15 protein-coding genes, 1 pseudogene and 1 riboswitch are annotated in these 16247 nt (G+C 41.5%); of the genes and pseudogenes, 15 read left to right on the top strand and 1 reads right to left on the bottom strand.

Translation table 11 applies throughout. The features are described from left to right. Window positions 1–114 precede the first annotated feature (114 nt). On the top strand, window positions 115–942 hold the full coding sequence (locus ACEWFH_RS18710) for a VanW family protein (protein WP_473725224.1): 828 nt from the start codon (window positions 115–117) through the stop codon (window positions 940–942). A gap of 31 nt (window positions 943–973) precedes the next feature. On the opposite strand, the gene ACEWFH_RS18705 is transcribed toward ACEWFH_RS18710, so the two are convergent. Further along, a complete protein-coding gene (locus ACEWFH_RS18705; protein WP_473725223.1) occupies window positions 974–1507 on the bottom strand; it encodes a hypothetical protein in 534 nt (177 codons plus the stop codon). Window positions 1508–1903: 396 nt separating this feature from the next. Here ACEWFH_RS18705 and corA point away from each other — a divergent pair, with 396 nt between their 5' ends. The 14 genes and pseudogenes from corA to ACEWFH_RS18635 all read left to right on the top strand — a co-directional run bounded on the left by corA (window position 1904) and on the right by ACEWFH_RS18635 (window position 16055). Next, complete coding sequence (corA, locus tag ACEWFH_RS18700; protein ID WP_473725222.1) at window positions 1904–2857, top strand: magnesium/cobalt transporter CorA; 954 nt, start codon at window positions 1904–1906, stop codon at window positions 2855–2857. Window positions 2858–2921: 64 nt separating this feature from the next. Further along, entirely contained in the window at window positions 2922–3353 is a 432-nt protein-coding gene (locus ACEWFH_RS18695; protein ID WP_473725221.1) for a YflT domain-containing protein, read from the top strand. Window positions 3354–3510: 157 nt separating this feature from the next. Next, complete coding sequence (locus tag ACEWFH_RS18690; protein WP_473725220.1) at window positions 3511–4068, top strand: phosphatase PAP2 family protein; 558 nt, start codon at window positions 3511–3513, stop codon at window positions 4066–4068. Between the two features lie 90 nt (window positions 4069–4158). Beyond that, window positions 4159–4689 (top strand): hypothetical protein, encoded by a 531-nt coding sequence (locus ACEWFH_RS18685; protein ID WP_473725219.1) that lies wholly within the window; start codon window positions 4159–4161, stop codon window positions 4687–4689. Between the two features lie 76 nt (window positions 4690–4765). After that, on the top strand, window positions 4766–4987 hold the full coding sequence (locus tag ACEWFH_RS18680) for a hypothetical protein (protein ID WP_473725218.1): 222 nt from the start codon (window positions 4766–4768) through the stop codon (window positions 4985–4987). A gap of 91 nt (window positions 4988–5078) precedes the next feature. Then, window positions 5079–5726, top strand: a complete 648-nt coding sequence (locus ACEWFH_RS18675) for a nitroreductase family protein (RefSeq protein ID WP_289496714.1) — start codon at window positions 5079–5081, stop codon at window positions 5724–5726. A gap of 266 nt (window positions 5727–5992) precedes the next feature. Further along, a complete protein-coding gene (locus ACEWFH_RS18670; RefSeq protein ID WP_473725217.1) occupies window positions 5993–7054 on the top strand; it encodes a hypothetical protein in 1062 nt (353 codons plus the stop codon). 231 nt (window positions 7055–7285) lie between these two features. Continuing rightward, window positions 7286–7401, top strand: a riboswitch (SAM riboswitch). Window positions 7402–7593: 192 nt separating this feature from the next. After that, a pseudogene (locus tag ACEWFH_RS18665) lies at window positions 7594–9383 on the top strand (PLP-dependent aspartate aminotransferase family protein). Between the two features lie 44 nt (window positions 9384–9427). Further along, on the top strand, window positions 9428–10414 hold the full coding sequence (locus ACEWFH_RS18660; RefSeq protein ID WP_473725216.1) for an aliphatic sulfonate ABC transporter substrate-binding protein: 987 nt from the start codon (window positions 9428–9430) through the stop codon (window positions 10412–10414). A gap of 42 nt (window positions 10415–10456) precedes the next feature. Beyond that, the gene (locus ACEWFH_RS18655; protein ID WP_473725215.1) at window positions 10457–11281 is read left to right on the top strand and encodes an ABC transporter permease; all 825 of its coding nucleotides are present in this window, start codon (window positions 10457–10459) and stop codon (window positions 11279–11281) included. 15 nt (window positions 11282–11296) lie between these two features. Beyond that, window positions 11297–12028 carry an ABC transporter ATP-binding protein gene (locus ACEWFH_RS18650; protein WP_473725214.1) on the top strand — a complete coding sequence of 244 codons (732 nt, stop codon included), beginning with the start codon at window positions 11297–11299 and terminating at the stop codon, window positions 12026–12028. After that, entirely contained in the window at window positions 12025–13716 is a 1692-nt protein-coding gene (gene acsA / locus ACEWFH_RS18645; protein WP_473725213.1) for an acetate--CoA ligase, read from the top strand. The genes ACEWFH_RS18650 and acsA overlap by 4 nt, the downstream gene beginning before the upstream one ends. Beyond that, window positions 13694–14791 (top strand): homoserine O-acetyltransferase MetX, encoded by a 1098-nt coding sequence (gene metX / locus ACEWFH_RS18640; protein WP_473725212.1) that lies wholly within the window; start codon window positions 13694–13696, stop codon window positions 14789–14791. Before acsA ends, metX begins: the two co-directional genes overlap by 23 nt. Beyond that, window positions 14778–16055 (top strand): homoserine dehydrogenase, encoded by a 1278-nt coding sequence (locus ACEWFH_RS18635; RefSeq protein ID WP_473725211.1) that lies wholly within the window; start codon window positions 14778–14780, stop codon window positions 16053–16055. Before metX ends, ACEWFH_RS18635 begins: the two co-directional genes overlap by 14 nt. Window positions 16056–16247: the final 192 nt, after the last annotated feature.

Genomic DNA, 16247 nt, shown 5'->3' with positions numbered 1-16247 from the left:
CGTATACAACGAAGGAAAATAAATGGTAAATGAAGAATTAGAAGATTGTGGGAAATGGGGTCTGACCCCATACAATTTATTTCCCACGCTGAAATTGAGCAAAAGGGATACAGCATGAACCATTTTGACCTGCGTCCGAAGCGGCGTTCGGCATTTCGAATCTCACTAGGCAAAAAGTATTACACGTTAAAAAGATACATAGAATGGTTCACCGATGAAAAGACATATGCAAAAACCACAAGCAGTGAAAAACTGCCTTTCGTCAGTTTTTCGCATCAGACCATCCTTCTTCGGAAATTGAAAGACGTGGACATGTGGTATCAGCACAATAAAGTGAAAAATCTTCAGATTGCCATTGAAGAATTAAACGGAATCGTGGTCAAGCCTGGAGAGACGTTTTCCTATTGGAAGCGAATCGGAACGACAACCCGATCAAAGGGTTATGTGGATGGGATGGTTTTGTTCTACGGAACGTTTAAGAAAGGAACGGGTGGTGGGCTTTGTCAGTTGTCCAACTTGATTTACTGGATGACGCTGCACACACCGCTAACCGTAACGGAGCGTCATCGGCATAGCTATGATGTTTTTCCAGATTCAAAGCGAACGCAGCCGTTCGGCAGCGGAGCAACGTGTGCTTATAATTATTTGGATCTGCAGATTAAAAACACGACCGATAAGAACTACCAGCTTCACCTTTACCTAACGGATACTCATCTAGTGGGGGAGTGGCGCACGGAGCTAGAACCACTCCAAACCTACAAAGTGTACGAAAAAGAACATTGGATCACGCCTGCTTATTGGGGTGGTTATCTCAGGCACAATCTAATTCATCGCAAAGTGTTCAATCGGCAAAAGCAGCAGATAGATGATGAATATGTAACAGAAAACCATGCGATCATGATGTATGAACCACTCTTAGAATCCAGTCAAAAAGAAGCATGAAAAAACCTTGGCCAAAACGGTGGCCAAGGTTTTATTTTGTTTTCAAATCGGTTACTCCCAAAAGTTCCAATAAGAGCTCTGGTTTGAGTTGTTTACGGCCATCAGCAGATTTTAATGTAAAAGAGGGGAGTTCAGGGTCATAATGAATTTCAATTTTTTCTCCGTTTACTTCGACAATCGCATAATCCTTTTGAAGGGGAGCATCTTCTTTGTCAATAGCTTCATCGTTAACCCATTTCACAAACTGCTCAATCTTGTTTCTATCGGATATTTTGCTGCAACGATCCGCTTCTTTATTAGCATAAACACAAATGCTGCCAGGTACGGAATCAATCCAATTTGTGCTTCGAACGATAGGTCTCAGATCAAACCTAACTTCTGTTGAATTTTCATAAGGATTCCATCCCCCACCAATATGCAGTTCTTTACCATCCTTTTCCCAACTCATCATAAACCCGCCCCAATCTTCTATGATTCCTTGTTTATGAACAAGTTTCCAGCCATGAAGAGGCATTTGCTTTTTATAAAATTCGTAAACGTCATACCAGTGATTACCTTTTATCAAATAGTTATGTTCTTGAAATTCTAATCCTTTATAAAGCGGTAGGTCATCACGCTGTTCGGGAACAACAGTTACCGCCGCGTAACGATTTTTTCGTTCATATAACTGTAAACAGACACACCCGAAACGAGAAACGCGATACAGCTACATGCTATAATCATTATCTTTTTCATCGTTATCTCCCCAGATTCATTCTATAATGTTATTTTAACAGAAAAAGGGAATCGTGAAGTTTAAATTTAAATAGTACTCGTACTGTTTCATATTGAAAAAGTAAAGCTCTTCGCTTATTGTAGATAAATGCTGTAAATCAACAAGTAAAATGTTTCAAATACCTGAAAAAAGTTAAAGAGATTATGGAAATGATAATAAAAAGAGAAAGAGAGAGAAGGTCTGCTCATGATTCGAACGATAGCTATCATTGATCAAAAAGTAATCATTAATCCGCCATTTAGGCAATTGAATGAGATTCAGCCGGATTGGTTCTGGGTGGATTTTGACAGTCCTACTAAAGGTGAAACAAACCTTCTTCGCTCGTTTTTTGACTTTCATCCACTTGCAGTAGAGGACTGTGTAAATGCCTTGCAGCGGCCTAAGATAGAATTTTATGAAGACCACTTGTTTTATGTTGTTCATGCTTTGGATCAAAAGACACTTGAAGCGACAGAAGTTGATATCTTTACAACCAAAAACAGTGTTGTAACCTTTCATAAAACGAGCGTTCCAGAGATTGATTTTGTGTGGAATTATTTAAAAGGATTAGAGACTGTTCCACCAGAACTAGGGAAAAATGAACTCGTACATAAGCTGATGGATAAACTAGTCGATATGTATTTTCCAATCATGCATGAGTTAGAAGAGCGCGTAATTTCCATTGAGAGCAATGAAGATGATGAAGCGCCAAAACTGATCAATCAGATCTTTGACATTAGAGGAGATTTGCTGACGCTACGGAAAACTGTTGTACCTATGCGTGAGCTTTTATACCGAATGCTTGAGTCAAAACGAGTGGGTTTGGATGCGGATGAAAGATCTTACTTTCATGATATTTACGATCATCTATTAAGACTAACAGACATGATGACATCAGCTCGAGAGATGACATCAGATATTCGGGATAATTATATTTCGTTAAACTCGTACCGTATGAACAATATCATGAAAACTTTAACAGTGATTACGACCATCTTCATGCCATTAACGTTTATTGCGGGTTTATACGGAATGAACTTTGTGAACATGCCCGAACTTCAAACTGAAAATGGATACTTTTACGTACTTGGCTTTATGGTTTTATTAGGTATCGTTATGTCAATTTGGTTTAAGAAAAAAGGATGGTTCGAACAGGATTAACGGCTGTTTAAAATGTGATCAACAGGGGAACCTACTTGTAAAGAAGCGTTTGGAGGGAAACCAAATGAAAAAAGATATTATCGGTACATACACAAGAGAAGAAGAAGCAGTTGGTGCGATCAAAGCACTTGTTGAAAAAGGCTATCATCCATCCGAAATTTCAATTGTTGCCAAAGACGATGAAATGGTAGATAGTGTTGCTGACGAAACGCATGTTAAAGAAGAAAGAGTTATGGATGATGACGTGGATAACGCCACTTATGGAACGATTGCTGGCTTTTTAACCGGGATTGGAGGCGGCATTGCCGTTCCAGGCATTGGGGTTCCTGGTGTTGGACCACTTCTTGCGGCTGGACCTTTTGCATCAATGTTTGATGACGGTGAAAAGGATATGAAAGAAATCCTTCTAAACATGGACGTGACAAAAGATGATGCAGAACGCTACATGCAAGATTTGCAGGACGGAAAGATTCTCGTAATGGTAGAGCGAAAATAATTTGATTTAGAAAAAGGCACCTTTTGTGAGGTGTCTTTTTCGTATAGAAACAGGTTCCCTAGAAAAAATAATGTCAGTACATATAACGAAGGTGATGGAATGACATGAAAAAACGAAAACTTCTTCTTCATCCACTCTTGTTTTATTGATTACAGGGATGATTTTTATCGTTTTAACGATTGTGAGAAATCAAGATCCATACCGTCCGCTTGATGAAAGGTGCAGCCGGTCCATTTATGATTCGAAATTTTTTCCAAATCCCTTCATGCTGTTTTTCACTAGGCTTGGATCAGGTTTTTTTACGATTCCATTGGGAACAATCTTGTTTTTTAGCTATAAAAATACGGGTGATCGTGATAAGAGCAAGTTCATCCTTTTTAATATAATCGGAATCAGACTGTTTAACACCTTGCTTAAACAGTTGTTTAAAAGAAGGCCTCCTGAATGGGAAAGAAAAGTCGAAGCAAGTACATATGGTTATCCGAGTGCTCATGCCATGAATGCAGCTGCATTTTATAGCTTGCTGCTCAGTTTATCCGGTTTATCTAAGAACATTAAGTTAGTGGCGGGCTATATTGTGTTTATCATAATGATAGGAGTAAGCAGGGTGAAACTGGGTATTCATTATATGCTGGATGTTATTGCAGGATTAGCAGGAGGTGTGTTTTTCAATCTTGCCTTTATAAAAGCATACCGATTATTTGTTAGACGCTAAGCATTTTTAAGCGTCTTTTTTTTATGTTTTTATGAAACTTTTTCCAATTCTTGTCGTTTATACTGGTATATGAAATGCGGGGTGTTTTAGATGGGAACTGTATTAGATGTTTTATTTGCTATATTAATTTTATTGGTAATCAGCATTGCATGTTATTACCTCTTTAAAAATTTTAAAGATAAAAAAAGAGCTGTTCCTGTTTATGGGCTGTCATTTAGCGGAGAATATAGGCACAAGAATTTTTGGACAAATGAAATCATCATTATCATTCTTGTAACGCAAGGCTTTAGTTTTCTGAAGCTCTCGATGCCTGTAAATATTTTAATGATTTGCTTAATCGTTATACTTATTCTTCTATATTTCACACAAATGTTGCGAGGTGCGATCGGTAAAAAAGGTGTTGTATCCGCGACAAAATTTCACAACTGGAAACAGATTGATTCTGTAGAGTGGATAACAGGGCTTCAAGCCGATAACCCTGGCTACCCTAGCTGGGGGTTGGTTCGCTTTCATACGGGTGACAAATACGTGGAGTTCGTGATCAAGAAAAAAGAAGAGGATAAACTTCGTTCGTTTGTAGAGGAGCAAATGAATCTTGCCAAAGTAAATGAGGTCTCTTGATTAGTTTTGTAGATAAAAGGTATTCTGTCTTTTTCCTAGAATAAGCTAAATGTAAAAGGGAAAAGGTGGTTTTACAATGAAACCATATGTAAAAGCAGGTTTGATTACAGCTGGAATAATTGTTCTGATCAGTACATATTTGCTCGAAGCGTACGTCGGGAAATTAAATGCCCAAAGAGAGAGTCTAAATATCTTTCCAATTACTATTGTCAGTATTATATTGGGAATCTCTCTTACACTGATTGGTTTAAGAATAAAAACGAAAAAAGAGATGGATACAGAAAACAGTGTAAAATAGAGCGCTGTTTTTTTATGTGTTTTGAAGAGAGTTCCAATCTTTTGTATAATACAAGGAGTTAATACCATTCATTGAGTCAGAGGAGACAATCATGAAATACGAGGATTTTAAAGAAATCGTGCATGGAAGAAGAAGTGTTCGCAAGTTTACGGATGAATCAGTAGCTCAAGAAGATATTTATGAGATCATGGATTGCGCTCGCTATGCGCCGAGTGATACAAACTCACAAACATGGGAATTTATCGTAATTCGCAACAAAGATAAAGTGAAAAAAATTGAAGAGATGACGTGGGATGCTATTCATAAGCTGGCAGCCAGAGCGGAAGGGAACGGCAAGACGAAGGAAGCGAAATTGCTGACTCGTTCGTTCGGTCCATATGCCACTGCATTCTCAGGAGCTCCTGTGTTAATCATCTGTTTAGCTACTCCTTACGAATCGAAATTCCGTGAAAAAATCTTTGACCCGATCGAGCTTGCGGAAGAATCAGTTTGGGAAGAAGAAGGGATTAAGAGCAGCTGTCTAGCGATCCAAAACTTAATGCTAGCCGCACATGCGCGCGGTCTTGGTTCTTGTCCGATGACAGGTCCTGTGTTATTAGCTCAAGATGCGATTCGCGAGTATTTGGATATTTCATCTGAGAAGCAGATTAATATGGTCATTTCACTAGGTCACCCACAAGATCAGCCCAAAAAATTGGCACGAAAAGCAGTAGAAGAGATCGTAACATACGTAGATTAATCAAGAAACGACTTTCAATGGTCCTATAAGAAGGATTTTATGGAAATATAGCTCGTCCAGCGGCTGTCAAAGCACGCTGGACGAGCGCCATATGAAAAATACGAGCGCCTTAACCCCTCAAATTCAAACCTCTGTACCTTGCCCCTCATTCATCTCCCTGTGACTTCAGACCTACAAATTTTCAATAGAAAAAAGGATTCTTTTCGACAGATACCGAATATGTGTTTCATAAAACGTATTTTTCAGAATAGAAAGAGGAACATCTTATGAAAGAGACATTTGACTTAATTGACTATGCTCTGCAAAAAAGCGGACTGGGAGAGCTTAAAGATCCAACGCAATTCCAATACTTAGGCGAAGGGGCTTGGCATTATGCTTATCTCATTCAGTTGCGTACAGGTGACCCAGTAGTCGTTCGATTTCCTAAAGCGGAAGCATATGGCAGAAAAATTGAGTTTGATGAAGCGGCTTCTTACGCAGAGTATGCTGGAACAAAAGCTTACTACAAACTGGCTAACTCAGTTAAACCAGGAATCTGTCCAGAATTCTTCAATTACCATGTAGAAAAAGACAAAACGTTTACAGTTGAGTCATATGGAGGAAAGGCAATCAAACTAGATAACTTTACGGTTGTAGAAGCGTTTCAAGTAGGCGCGGAATTAGGTGAGTTCTTCAGAAATTTGAATGCTGTTCAACATGGTTTAAAAGGGTTTGGTTATCTATCATGGAACGGCAAAACGATTGAGGGGAAACTGCAGTCAGATGTTTCTGAGTTTATGAAAGAAGAGAACGATGAATATGTGAATGATTTTAATAGATTTATAGATTCTTATGATGGTTCCATACGTCCAACAGCTCTAGTTTATCTTCAAGATTGCTTAAAGAACAGAGAGATTGATGAGCAAACCATTACATTTACAAACCAAGATACATCACCTGAAAATATATTGCTTCACATAGACGGCAGAGTAAGTCTGATCGATCCAGTGCCGATTCTATATAGCGGGGATTCATTAGCAGGCAACTTTCTAAATAACTACCGAACACTGTTCCCGACGTTTTTTAATACACCGCGCTATGCCAAACATGAGTTTGATCGTTTTGAAGACAGATTGCATAGGATGGCAGATGGGTTTTTAGAAGGATATTCTAATGGAGATCTCATCGTAAAACAGCGTGTGAAACAAGAAGAGTTTATTCAGCTAACAAGTTTAGCTGCATCGCACTGGGATCTGCTGCAGTCTGGTGAATTAACGGCTGAACAGAAAATTAGGTACGGAGAAAAAGATGCGATCGCCAACCGAATACCAGTACTAGTGAAAAAATAGATGGATTTAAATGGACAGATGAAAAAAGTGGAACGAAATTGGCATAAGCTGCATAGCATGGGCATAATCTTAATTCAAAGCTGACAGTTGAACACTAAGCCGCTAAGTCTTTTGTATTACTTTTATGATTTTTCAAAAAACGGTTGACTTTTTAAAACGTAATACTCTATAATCCTATTCAAGAACAAAACAAACATCAGCACGGTAATGTGTTAAACATAATTTAATTATCTCTTATCCAGAGAGGCGGAGGGACTAGGCCCGATGAAGCCCGGCAACCAACAAACCACATTTGGTTTGGAAAGGTGCCAATTCCTACAGATCGTTTTTGATCTGAAAGATAAGAGGAGGACCAAAACCCTCTTCTTAGGAAGGGGTTTTTCTTTTTCCCCTTATTTTTCTTCAACATAAAACTTCACACCGCAATCCATTTTCATTTTAAAAATTGCATACGAAACAAGGGAAGAGTTCTAATCTTTATCCCTAGTTTTCCTATACGTTTTACCAACTTAATTTTACAAAAACAAGGAGAGGTTAACATGACTAAATCTTTTGACGGATACGATATTGAAACATTGCTTTTACACGGAGGGCAAGCGCCTGATCCGACGACTGGATCGCGAGCGGTGCCAGTCTATCAAACTACTTCATATGTTTTTTCAGATACCGATCACGCACAAAGTTTATTCGCACTCGATGAGCCAGGCAACATTTACAGCCGAATTGGAAACCCGACAGTAGATGTGTTTGAAAAAGAGTAGCCCTCCTAGAAGACGGTGTAGCAGCGGTAGCTACTTCATCAGGCATGTCAGCTATCGCACTTGCCATTCTGAATATCGCACATGCTGGTGATGAGATCGTTGCTGCTACAAATCTGTATGGCGGAACATACAACTTATTTTCTACTACTCTTCCGAAATACGGAATCAACGTAAAATTCGTTGACGCTGAGGATCCAGAGAATTTTAGAAAGGCGGTTACACCAAACACGAAAGCTTTTTTCGCTGAAACAATCGGAAACCCGAGCCTGAATGTACTAGATATTGAAGCAGTAGCGGACATCGCACATGAAAACGGAGTGCCGCTTCTAATTGATAACACTTTCGCAACACCATATGTAACAAAGCCCTTAAGCTGGGGAGCGGATATCGTCATCCATTCAGCTACAAAATGGATCGGCGGACACGGAACGGCAATCGGTGGAGTGGTGGTTGACGGAGGACGTTTTAATTGGAACTCAGAAAAGTATCCGGGATTCACGGAGCCTGACAGAAGCTATAACGGACTCCGATATGCAAATGATTTTGGAACATTGGCATTTGCAACGAAACTGCGCGTACAGCTATTACGAGATTTTGGAGCTTGCTTAAGCCCGCATAATGCGTTCCTTCTTTTACAAGGTTTAGAGACTTTGCACTTAAGAGTAGAAAAACATACAAAAAATGCGCAGGAAGTTGCTGACTATCTTGAAAAACATCCAGCAGTCGATTGGGTGTCCTATCCGGGGTTAACATCTCACCGAAGTCATGAACTGGCAAAAAAGTACTTAAGCAACGGCTTCGGGTCGATCGTAAACTTTGGAATCAAAGGCGGACGCGATGCCGGACGCAAAGTAATCAACAACATCTCACTTTGGTCACATGTTGCAAACGTGGGAGATGCAAAATCATTAATTATCCATCCGGCTTCAACAACACACCAGCAGCTAAGCGGTGAAGAGTTGCTTGCAACAGGCGTAACAGAAGAACTCATTCGCTTATCGATCGGACTTGAATCGGTGAAAGATCTAACGAATGATCTTGATCGCGCCATTCAAGTCGCAACGGGCATCGGTTCTGACAAAACAGAGATCACGATTAATGATGAAGGGGTCATTCGCTGGGCATTGCAATCATCACTTTATAAAGCGGTAGAAAACGGTCAAGAAATTCAGCGCCCTAAGACACTTGCTATCGTAGGGCTAAGTTCAAATCCAGCAAGGCCAAGTCACAGACTTGCAAGAAAAATGCAGCGCCTCGGATATAAGGTCGTTCCTGTTAACCCAAGAGAAACGGAAGTGCTTGATGAAAAAGCATATCCAGATCTGAAGTCCATTCCGTTTCCAATCGACGTTGTTCAAGTGTTTAGAAGTCCTGAAGCAGCGGTTGAACTGGCGAAAGAAGCGGCTATTACTCAGCCGAAAGTGTTCTGGCTTCAAGAAGGCGTCATTTCACCAGAAGCGGCAAGGATTGCGAAAGAAGCTGGAATTGATGTGGTTCATAACCGCTGTACGTATAAAGAAGCACAGCGTCTTAGAGGAACGATCGCAACATACGCTTGTGAATTATAAAGAGATAAAAATTAAAGAGATAAAAAAGTGGAGGGAAACATACTATGAAGATTTGGAAAAAGGTAGCGCTCGGTCTAGGTATTGCTGGCGCATTGGTGTTAGCTGGATGTTCAAGCTCAGCAAAAGAAGGGGAAAAACCCGAGAAGATCAGATTGGATTACGCATTCTATTCGCCAACAAGCTTAGCACTGAAGAAGTTTGGCTGGGCAAAAGAGACGTTTAAAAAAGAAGGCATCGAAGTGGAATGGGTACAGAGCCAGGGAAGCAACAAAGCGCTTGAGTTCCTGAATTCCGATAGTGTTGATTTCGGGTCCACTGCTGGTGCTGCTGCACTTATCGCAAAAGACAAAGGAGCTCCGATCGAATCGGTTTACATCTATTCACAGCCTGAATGGACGGCTCTTGTTGCTAAGGATGGTTCACCAATTAAAGATGTGAAAGACCTTAAAGGGAAAAAGGTAGCGGCTACGTTCGGAACAGACCCACACATCTTCTTACTGCGGGCACTTGCAGATGCTGGCCTTTCTGCAAAAGACGTACAAATCGTAAATCTGCAGCACGCAGACGGTGCCAACGCCTTACTAAAAGGGCAAGTGGATGCTTGGGCTGGATTAGATCCGCATATGGCTAGAACAGAAGTAGAATCTGGTGCACAGTACATCTACCGCAATCCGGATTTCAACACGTATGGAACATTAAACGTACGATCTGAATTTGCTAAGAACCATCCGAAACAAGTAGAGCAAGTGATTGAACTTTATGAAAAAGCAAGAAAATGGACACTTGAAAATCCGGAAGAAGCAGCAAAACTTTTATCTGAAGAGGCGGGAATTAAAGAAGATGTCGCAAAAAAACAACTCCAACGAAACAACTTCTCGGAACCTGTTCCAGGATCACAGCACGAAAAAGCTATATCGGCTGCAGGCGAAGTTCTCCAGGCAGAAGAGATTGTCAAAAAAGATACTGACATCAAAAAGCTTGTAAGTGAACTGATTAACCCTAAATATGCAGAAAAAGTAATCAATAAATAAAGAGTGAGAGGAGGAAGTGTCGATGATTTCGGAAACACAAAAATGGAAAGTGGGACAGAGAGCTTCCCTCAAAAGCTCTCTTCTTCAAAAGGATTATTTAAGATTGGCAGTGGGTTTGTTCTTGGGTCCATTCTGCCGGTCATCCTTCTCATTGCTTGGGAGATTGCCGCTAGAGCAGGATTTCTTGCACCACACCTGCTTCCGGCACCGAGTGTTATCTTAGAGAAAATAACTAGCATGTATAGAGATGGTTCTCTTTTTGGTCACGTGTCCATCACATTGACTCGTGTCTTTCTAGGTTTCACAATTGGTACAGTAGCAGCAGTAGTGATTGGAGCGATCGTTGGTTACGCCAAATCGGCTGAACAGCTTTTAGATCCATTGTTCCAAGCATTCCGTTCTATTCCATCGCTTGCGTGGGTGCCTCTGTTCATTTTATGGATGGGGATTGGAGAACCTTCAAAGATTTCATTGATTGCAGTTGGTGTGTTCTTCCCAGTGTATTTGAATATCGTCTCAGGCATTCAAGGCGTTGACCGCAAGCTGATTGAGGTAGGAAGAATTTATCAACTAACACCATTTCAGTTAACGAAGCGCATTATTTTACCAGCTGCATTGCCATCATTCATTACAGGTATGCGAAGCGGACTAGGGCTAGGCTGGATGTTTGTAGTAGCAGCAGAACTGATGGGAGCAAGTGAAGGCTTAGGCTATCTGCTTGTTGTCGGTCAGAACACCTATTCACCGGACACGGTTATTGCGAGCATCCTGCTGTTTGCCATACTTGGAAAAGGTACAGATGGGTTATTAAAATGGATTGAATATCGTTCGTTAAAATGGCAAGACAGCATAAACAACCAGGTGTAGAAGGAGGGGAAACAGATGCTGAATGTGAATCGATTAAAACGAACGTTTAATAATGATCAAGCTGGATTTCAAAACATCAACTTCACTGTAAATAAGGGAGAAATCATTGGGATTCTAGGCACGAGCGGTTGCGGTAAGAGCACTTTGCTTCGTGTGCTATCCGGGCTAGATCCACATTATGAAGGCAACATCTCAAATAATGATGGAGCAAGCAATGGAGTCGGTATGATGTTTCAGGAACCTCGCCTTCTGCCGTGGCTCTCCGTCTGTAAAAACATTTCATTCGGCTTAGAAAAAGAAGAAAGAACTTCTAATAAATATCAAATCTATTTAGATCTTGTTGGACTTACGGGTTTTGAAAATCATTATCCGAAAGACTTATCTGGTGGGATGGCGCAGCGGACAGCGATTGCAAGGGCGCTCATTACAGAACCAGAAGTTCTTCTTTTAGATGAACCGTTCAGTGCTCTAGATGCTTTTACAAAAATGCAGCTGCAAGATCTTCTATTATCGATCTGGCGAAAAAAGGAAACGACGATGCTTCTCGTCACGCATGACATTGACGAAGCGCTCTATTTATGTGATCGAATACTCATTTTAAAAGGTCAGCCAGGTGAGATATTCGCTGAAGTCCAGGTCGAGAAACCAAAGCCTAGAACACGTGGAGATGCGTATCTATCCAAACAAAAAGCGCACATTTTAAATCTACTAAATGTCGAAAAGAAAGCAGCAGGTGAACCGCAATGACGAGACTAGCCACCATACAACCAGTCGCTGGAACACACAATATTGATACAGATAGAGTGGACCTTCCTTTCTCATGGGACTTCGTGAAAGACAAATTCAACAGAAGACTCGACGGCAGAACAAACATGGCTTACGAATGTGTGGACCGACATGTCGAAGAGGGCCGAGGAGAAAAAACGGCCCTTCATTATATAGATGATTCTGAAGAATACAGAATTAGTTACAAAGAGCTCAAGGAAACAACAGATCAGTGGGCAGCTGTTTTAAAAAAGCATGGGGTGAAAAAAGGTGATTTTGTTTTCGTATTCCTGCCTAAGCATCCACATTGTCACATTGCAATGCTTGCAGCCATTAAAATAGGAGCCATTGTTGGACCGCTTTTTGAAGCATTTATGTCAGATGCGGTTAGAGATCGTATCGCAGATTGTGAAGGAACGTTTTTAATTACGGATCGTGATCTCTATAAGCGAGTACCGCGTCAAGAACTGCCAAGTCTTCACACTGTGTTTTTAACGGATGGTGAAGGTGAAGATGGAGAGATCTCAATCCATGATGAGCTGAAGACAGTTGATAACACAGATCGTCTAATCGAATGGGTAGACCCGGAACATGGTTTGAACATCCACTACACGTCAGGATCAACAGGGAAACCAAAGGGAATTATCCATGCTCATCGTGCCATGGGACAGCAATACTTGACAGGCCGCTGGGTCTTAGATCTTCAAGAAGATGATGTGTATTGGTGCACCGCTCACCCGGGCTGGGTAACAGGAACCGTGTATGGTGTGTTCGCTCCTCTTTTAAACGGAGCAACGATCGTCGTTCACGGTGGCAGATTTAAAGCGGAAACGTGGTATGAAACACTGCAAAAAACAGGTGTGACGGTGTGGTATAGCGCGCCAACAGCTTTTCGGATGCTGATGGCGAAAGGAAATCAGCTGCCTGAGAACTATGATTTATCAAATCTTCGTCACATCTTGAGTGTGGGAGAACCGTTGAATCCTGAAGTGATTTATTGGGGCCAGAATATTCTTGGTAAAAGAATTCATGATACGTGGTGGATGACTGAAACGGGTGCACAGCTGATCGTCAATCTGCCGACTGAACCGATCAAACCTGGCTCAATGGGAAAAAGATTTCCAGGCATTACCGTATCCGTTTTAGATGAAGACGGGAAAGAATTGCCTCCTTATTCAGTCGGTCACTTAGCGATCAAAGCACCATGGCCAGCCATTATGAGAGAAGTTTGGCAAAATCCTGAAAAGTATAACTCCTATTTTAGCTGGGGTGAATGGTATGTTTCAGGAGATCTTGCCTATCAGGACGAAGATGGGTATATCTTTTTCCAAGGACGATCAGATGACATGATCAATTCTTCAGGAGAAAGAATCGGACCTTTTGAAGTGGAAAGCAAATTGATCGAGCATAAAGCTGTGGCAGAAGCGGGAGTTATAGGAAAACCGGACCCGATCCGCGGTGAGATCGTGAAAGCTTTTATTGTATTAAAAGATGGATACACACCGAGCAGTGAGCTTTTGGAAGAAATCCGTATCTTTGTCAGAGGTGAGCTTGCAGCACATGCTGCGCCTCGTGAGATCGAAGTGGTAGATGAACTGCCAAAAACAAAGATCAGCGGAAAAATTTTGCGAAGAGAGCTGAAAGCCCGTGAGTTACAAAAACTTGCTTGAAACCACGAGAAAAATAGGTAAGGTGAGGATCGGCGAATTTGCTTTAGAGTCAGGCAAAGTTATTCCAGATGCGGAACTCGCTTTTGAAAAAACAGGGAACGCAAATGGTCCTGTCATCCTACTTTGTCACGCTTTGACTGGAAATCAGTATGCGTTCGGATCAGAAGAAGATCCAGGCTGGTGGAGAGGGTTAATCGGTCCCGATCATTACATCGATACAAACCATTTTCAAGTCATTACGTTCAATGTGCTGGGAGGATGCAGCGGTTCAACAGGTCCAACAAAGACCAACTCTGAAACGGGAGAACCTTACGGCAAGACGTTTCCTTTTGTAACGGTAAGAGACATGGTGCGAGCACAGCGACAGGCACTCGGTATTTTAGGGATTCCTAGACTTTTGGCCGTGTTGGGTGGATCACTTGGCGGGATGCAAGCCTTAGAATGGGCTGTGCAGTATCCGTATTTTTTAGAAAAAGTGTTTGTTTTTGCAGCCACCCCGTATTTAAGTGATTATGGCATGGCTTTTAATAGACTTGCACTTCACGCGATCGAGAATGATCCGGTATATAAAAGCGGTAATTACGATGGCAGCGAGAGGTTAGCAGGTTTGGAGATTGCAAGAATGGCAGGGTTATTAACGTACCGCCAGCCTAAACTATTTAACGACCGTTTTAACCGAGAAGTGAAGGAAAGAGATGAAGAAGGAAAACCGTTCTTCCAAGTGGATTCCTACCTTACGTATCAGGGAGAGAAGCTGACAAAACGGTTCAATATAGACAGCTATGTATCTCTTCTTTACGCCATGAATGCCCATGATATAGGGGATCGCCTTGGAGGCTGGGAGCGTGCAGCTTCACAAATACAAGCGGAAGTGCATGCATTCGGTTATGAAGGCGACCTTTTATACCCTCCAGAAGTGATTGAGGATTTTGTAAAACATACGAGATTTGGAACGTATTATTCTATACAAACAGACTTTGGTCATGATGGGTTTTTAGTCGAATTTGAAAAATGGGGACCTTATGTAAAAGAAGCATTGAAACAAGAAAGGAGGCTGCAATATGGCACCTATTAAAGCGGCGCTGCTCGGGTTTGGAACCGTCGGCCAAGGTGTATATGAAGCACTGAAAACACATAGTGAGCAACTTAAAGCAGTTTTGGGTGAAGAGGTTGTGATTGAAGGAATCTTAGTAAAAGACGGATCTAAAAAACGTGATGTGGATGAACACGTTCTTGTCACAACAGACTTTGAGGAGATCCTGGATATTGAGGGACTTCAGATCGTGTTTGAAGCGATTGTAGAAGAAGAGCCTGGTTTCACTTACTTGAGCCGTGCCCTTGAAAAAGGGTGTCATGTGATCACAGCGAACAAAGTGATGTTTGCGAGACACGGAAGAACGCTGCTGGATAAAGCGGAACAATTAGAACGCCTCGTTGGTTTCGAAGCCACAACGGCAGGAGGAACGCCAATTATCCGCAGCATCGCACAACTGCTTCAAGTAAACGAAATTCATTCCGTTGAAGCCATTCTTAATGGTACGTCCAACTATATCTTAACGAATATGAGGGAAAAGGGATTAGCCTTTCATGATGTGTTGAAAACTGCACAGAAGCTCGGGTATGCAGAAGCTGACCCTGCAAGCGATGTAGAAGGCCATGATGCTTTTTATAAGTTAATGATCCTTAGCGAGTTGTCGTTTGGTGAAACGCCAGAGTGGGAGGACGTTGAACGTAAAGGAATAACAGAAGTAACATCAGAGCAGATCGCTGTATTTAAGGACTGGGGCTATAAGGTAAAGCATTTGGCGCGGATCCGCCGTGACCGCGACCAATTCATTTCATCAGTTAAACCGGTATTGGTTGATGCCGCTCACCCTTTGTATGGGGTGGAAGATGTTCAAAATGCGATCATGGTTGAAACCAGTCTTGCCGGTAAAGTAACCGTTCAAGGAGCAGGGGCAGGAAAACTTCCAACGGCAAGCGCCATGGTGGAAGACTTGACCTATGTGCTGCAATCTAGTTCTTCTTTCGTTAAAAAGAAAAAATCAGCGTCTGTTTCAGCAGCCGTAAGCAGTGATGATGCAGATCCTACGTTAGTTGGAGAATATGTTGTCATCGGCTCTTCTGTAGGATTTCATGGAACAGATGAAGTAGAGATTTTAAAACAAGAAGTAAAAGGTGATCTCGTATATTTACTGATTGAGTGCCAAGTAAGTACAGCTTCTTTGTTAGAGGAAAATCCGGACCTTGCTGTTTATGAAGTGGCAGGAAAGGTGAAGAAGGCAGAGGGAAGGGCTGATCAGAAGGATCTGCTGCTGAAAAAAGTAATCAATTTATAGGATGAAAGCAGTTTGCTTCATCAAGTGGATTAGACGAACATTGCAGAGTGGCTCCTGCGATGTTTTTTAGTTTGTGGGTTTTGTTGTGGTTGGGCATTTAATGGGGGATTCACAACTAACGTGAAATTATTGCATTTAACGTGAATAAAAACGAAATAACGTGAATATATTCAAATTAACGTGAATATATTG

The sequence above is a fragment of the Fictibacillus sp. EA-CB0309 genome (assembly GCF_055814265.1).
The sequence above is the reverse complement of the archived record's forward strand: the minus strand, read 5'-3'. Positions and strand labels throughout refer to the sequence as shown.

What these genes read in the sequence shown, in the direction of transcription:
- corA (WP_473725222.1), top strand. Translation starts at nt 1,904, where the DNA reads ATGATTCGAACGATAGCTATCATTGATCAAAAAGTAATCATTAATCCG.
- ACEWFH_RS18690 (WP_473725220.1), top strand. Translation starts at nt 3,511, where the DNA reads ATGATTTTTATCGTTTTAACGATTGTGAGAAATCAAGATCCATACCGT.
- ACEWFH_RS18660 (WP_473725216.1), top strand. Translation starts at nt 9,428, where the DNA reads ATGAAGATTTGGAAAAAGGTAGCGCTCGGTCTAGGTATTGCTGGCGCA.
- ACEWFH_RS18670 (WP_473725217.1), top strand. Translation starts at nt 5,993, where the DNA reads ATGAAAGAGACATTTGACTTAATTGACTATGCTCTGCAAAAAAGCGGA.
- ACEWFH_RS18685 (WP_473725219.1), top strand. Translation starts at nt 4,159, where the DNA reads ATGGGAACTGTATTAGATGTTTTATTTGCTATATTAATTTTATTGGTA.
- ACEWFH_RS18635 (WP_473725211.1), top strand. Translation starts at nt 14,778, where the DNA reads ATGGCACCTATTAAAGCGGCGCTGCTCGGGTTTGGAACCGTCGGCCAA.
- ACEWFH_RS18680 (WP_473725218.1), top strand. Translation starts at nt 4,766, where the DNA reads ATGAAACCATATGTAAAAGCAGGTTTGATTACAGCTGGAATAATTGTT.
- ACEWFH_RS18695 (WP_473725221.1), top strand. Translation starts at nt 2,922, where the DNA reads ATGAAAAAAGATATTATCGGTACATACACAAGAGAAGAAGAAGCAGTT.
- ACEWFH_RS18655 (WP_473725215.1), top strand. Translation starts at nt 10,457, where the DNA reads ATGGAAAGTGGGACAGAGAGCTTCCCTCAAAAGCTCTCTTCTTCAAAA.
- ACEWFH_RS18710 (WP_473725224.1), top strand. Translation starts at nt 115, where the DNA reads ATGAACCATTTTGACCTGCGTCCGAAGCGGCGTTCGGCATTTCGAATC.
- acsA (WP_473725213.1), top strand. Translation starts at nt 12,025, where the DNA reads ATGACGAGACTAGCCACCATACAACCAGTCGCTGGAACACACAATATT.
- ACEWFH_RS18675 (WP_289496714.1), top strand. Translation starts at nt 5,079, where the DNA reads ATGAAATACGAGGATTTTAAAGAAATCGTGCATGGAAGAAGAAGTGTT.
- ACEWFH_RS18650 (WP_473725214.1), top strand. Translation starts at nt 11,297, where the DNA reads ATGCTGAATGTGAATCGATTAAAACGAACGTTTAATAATGATCAAGCT.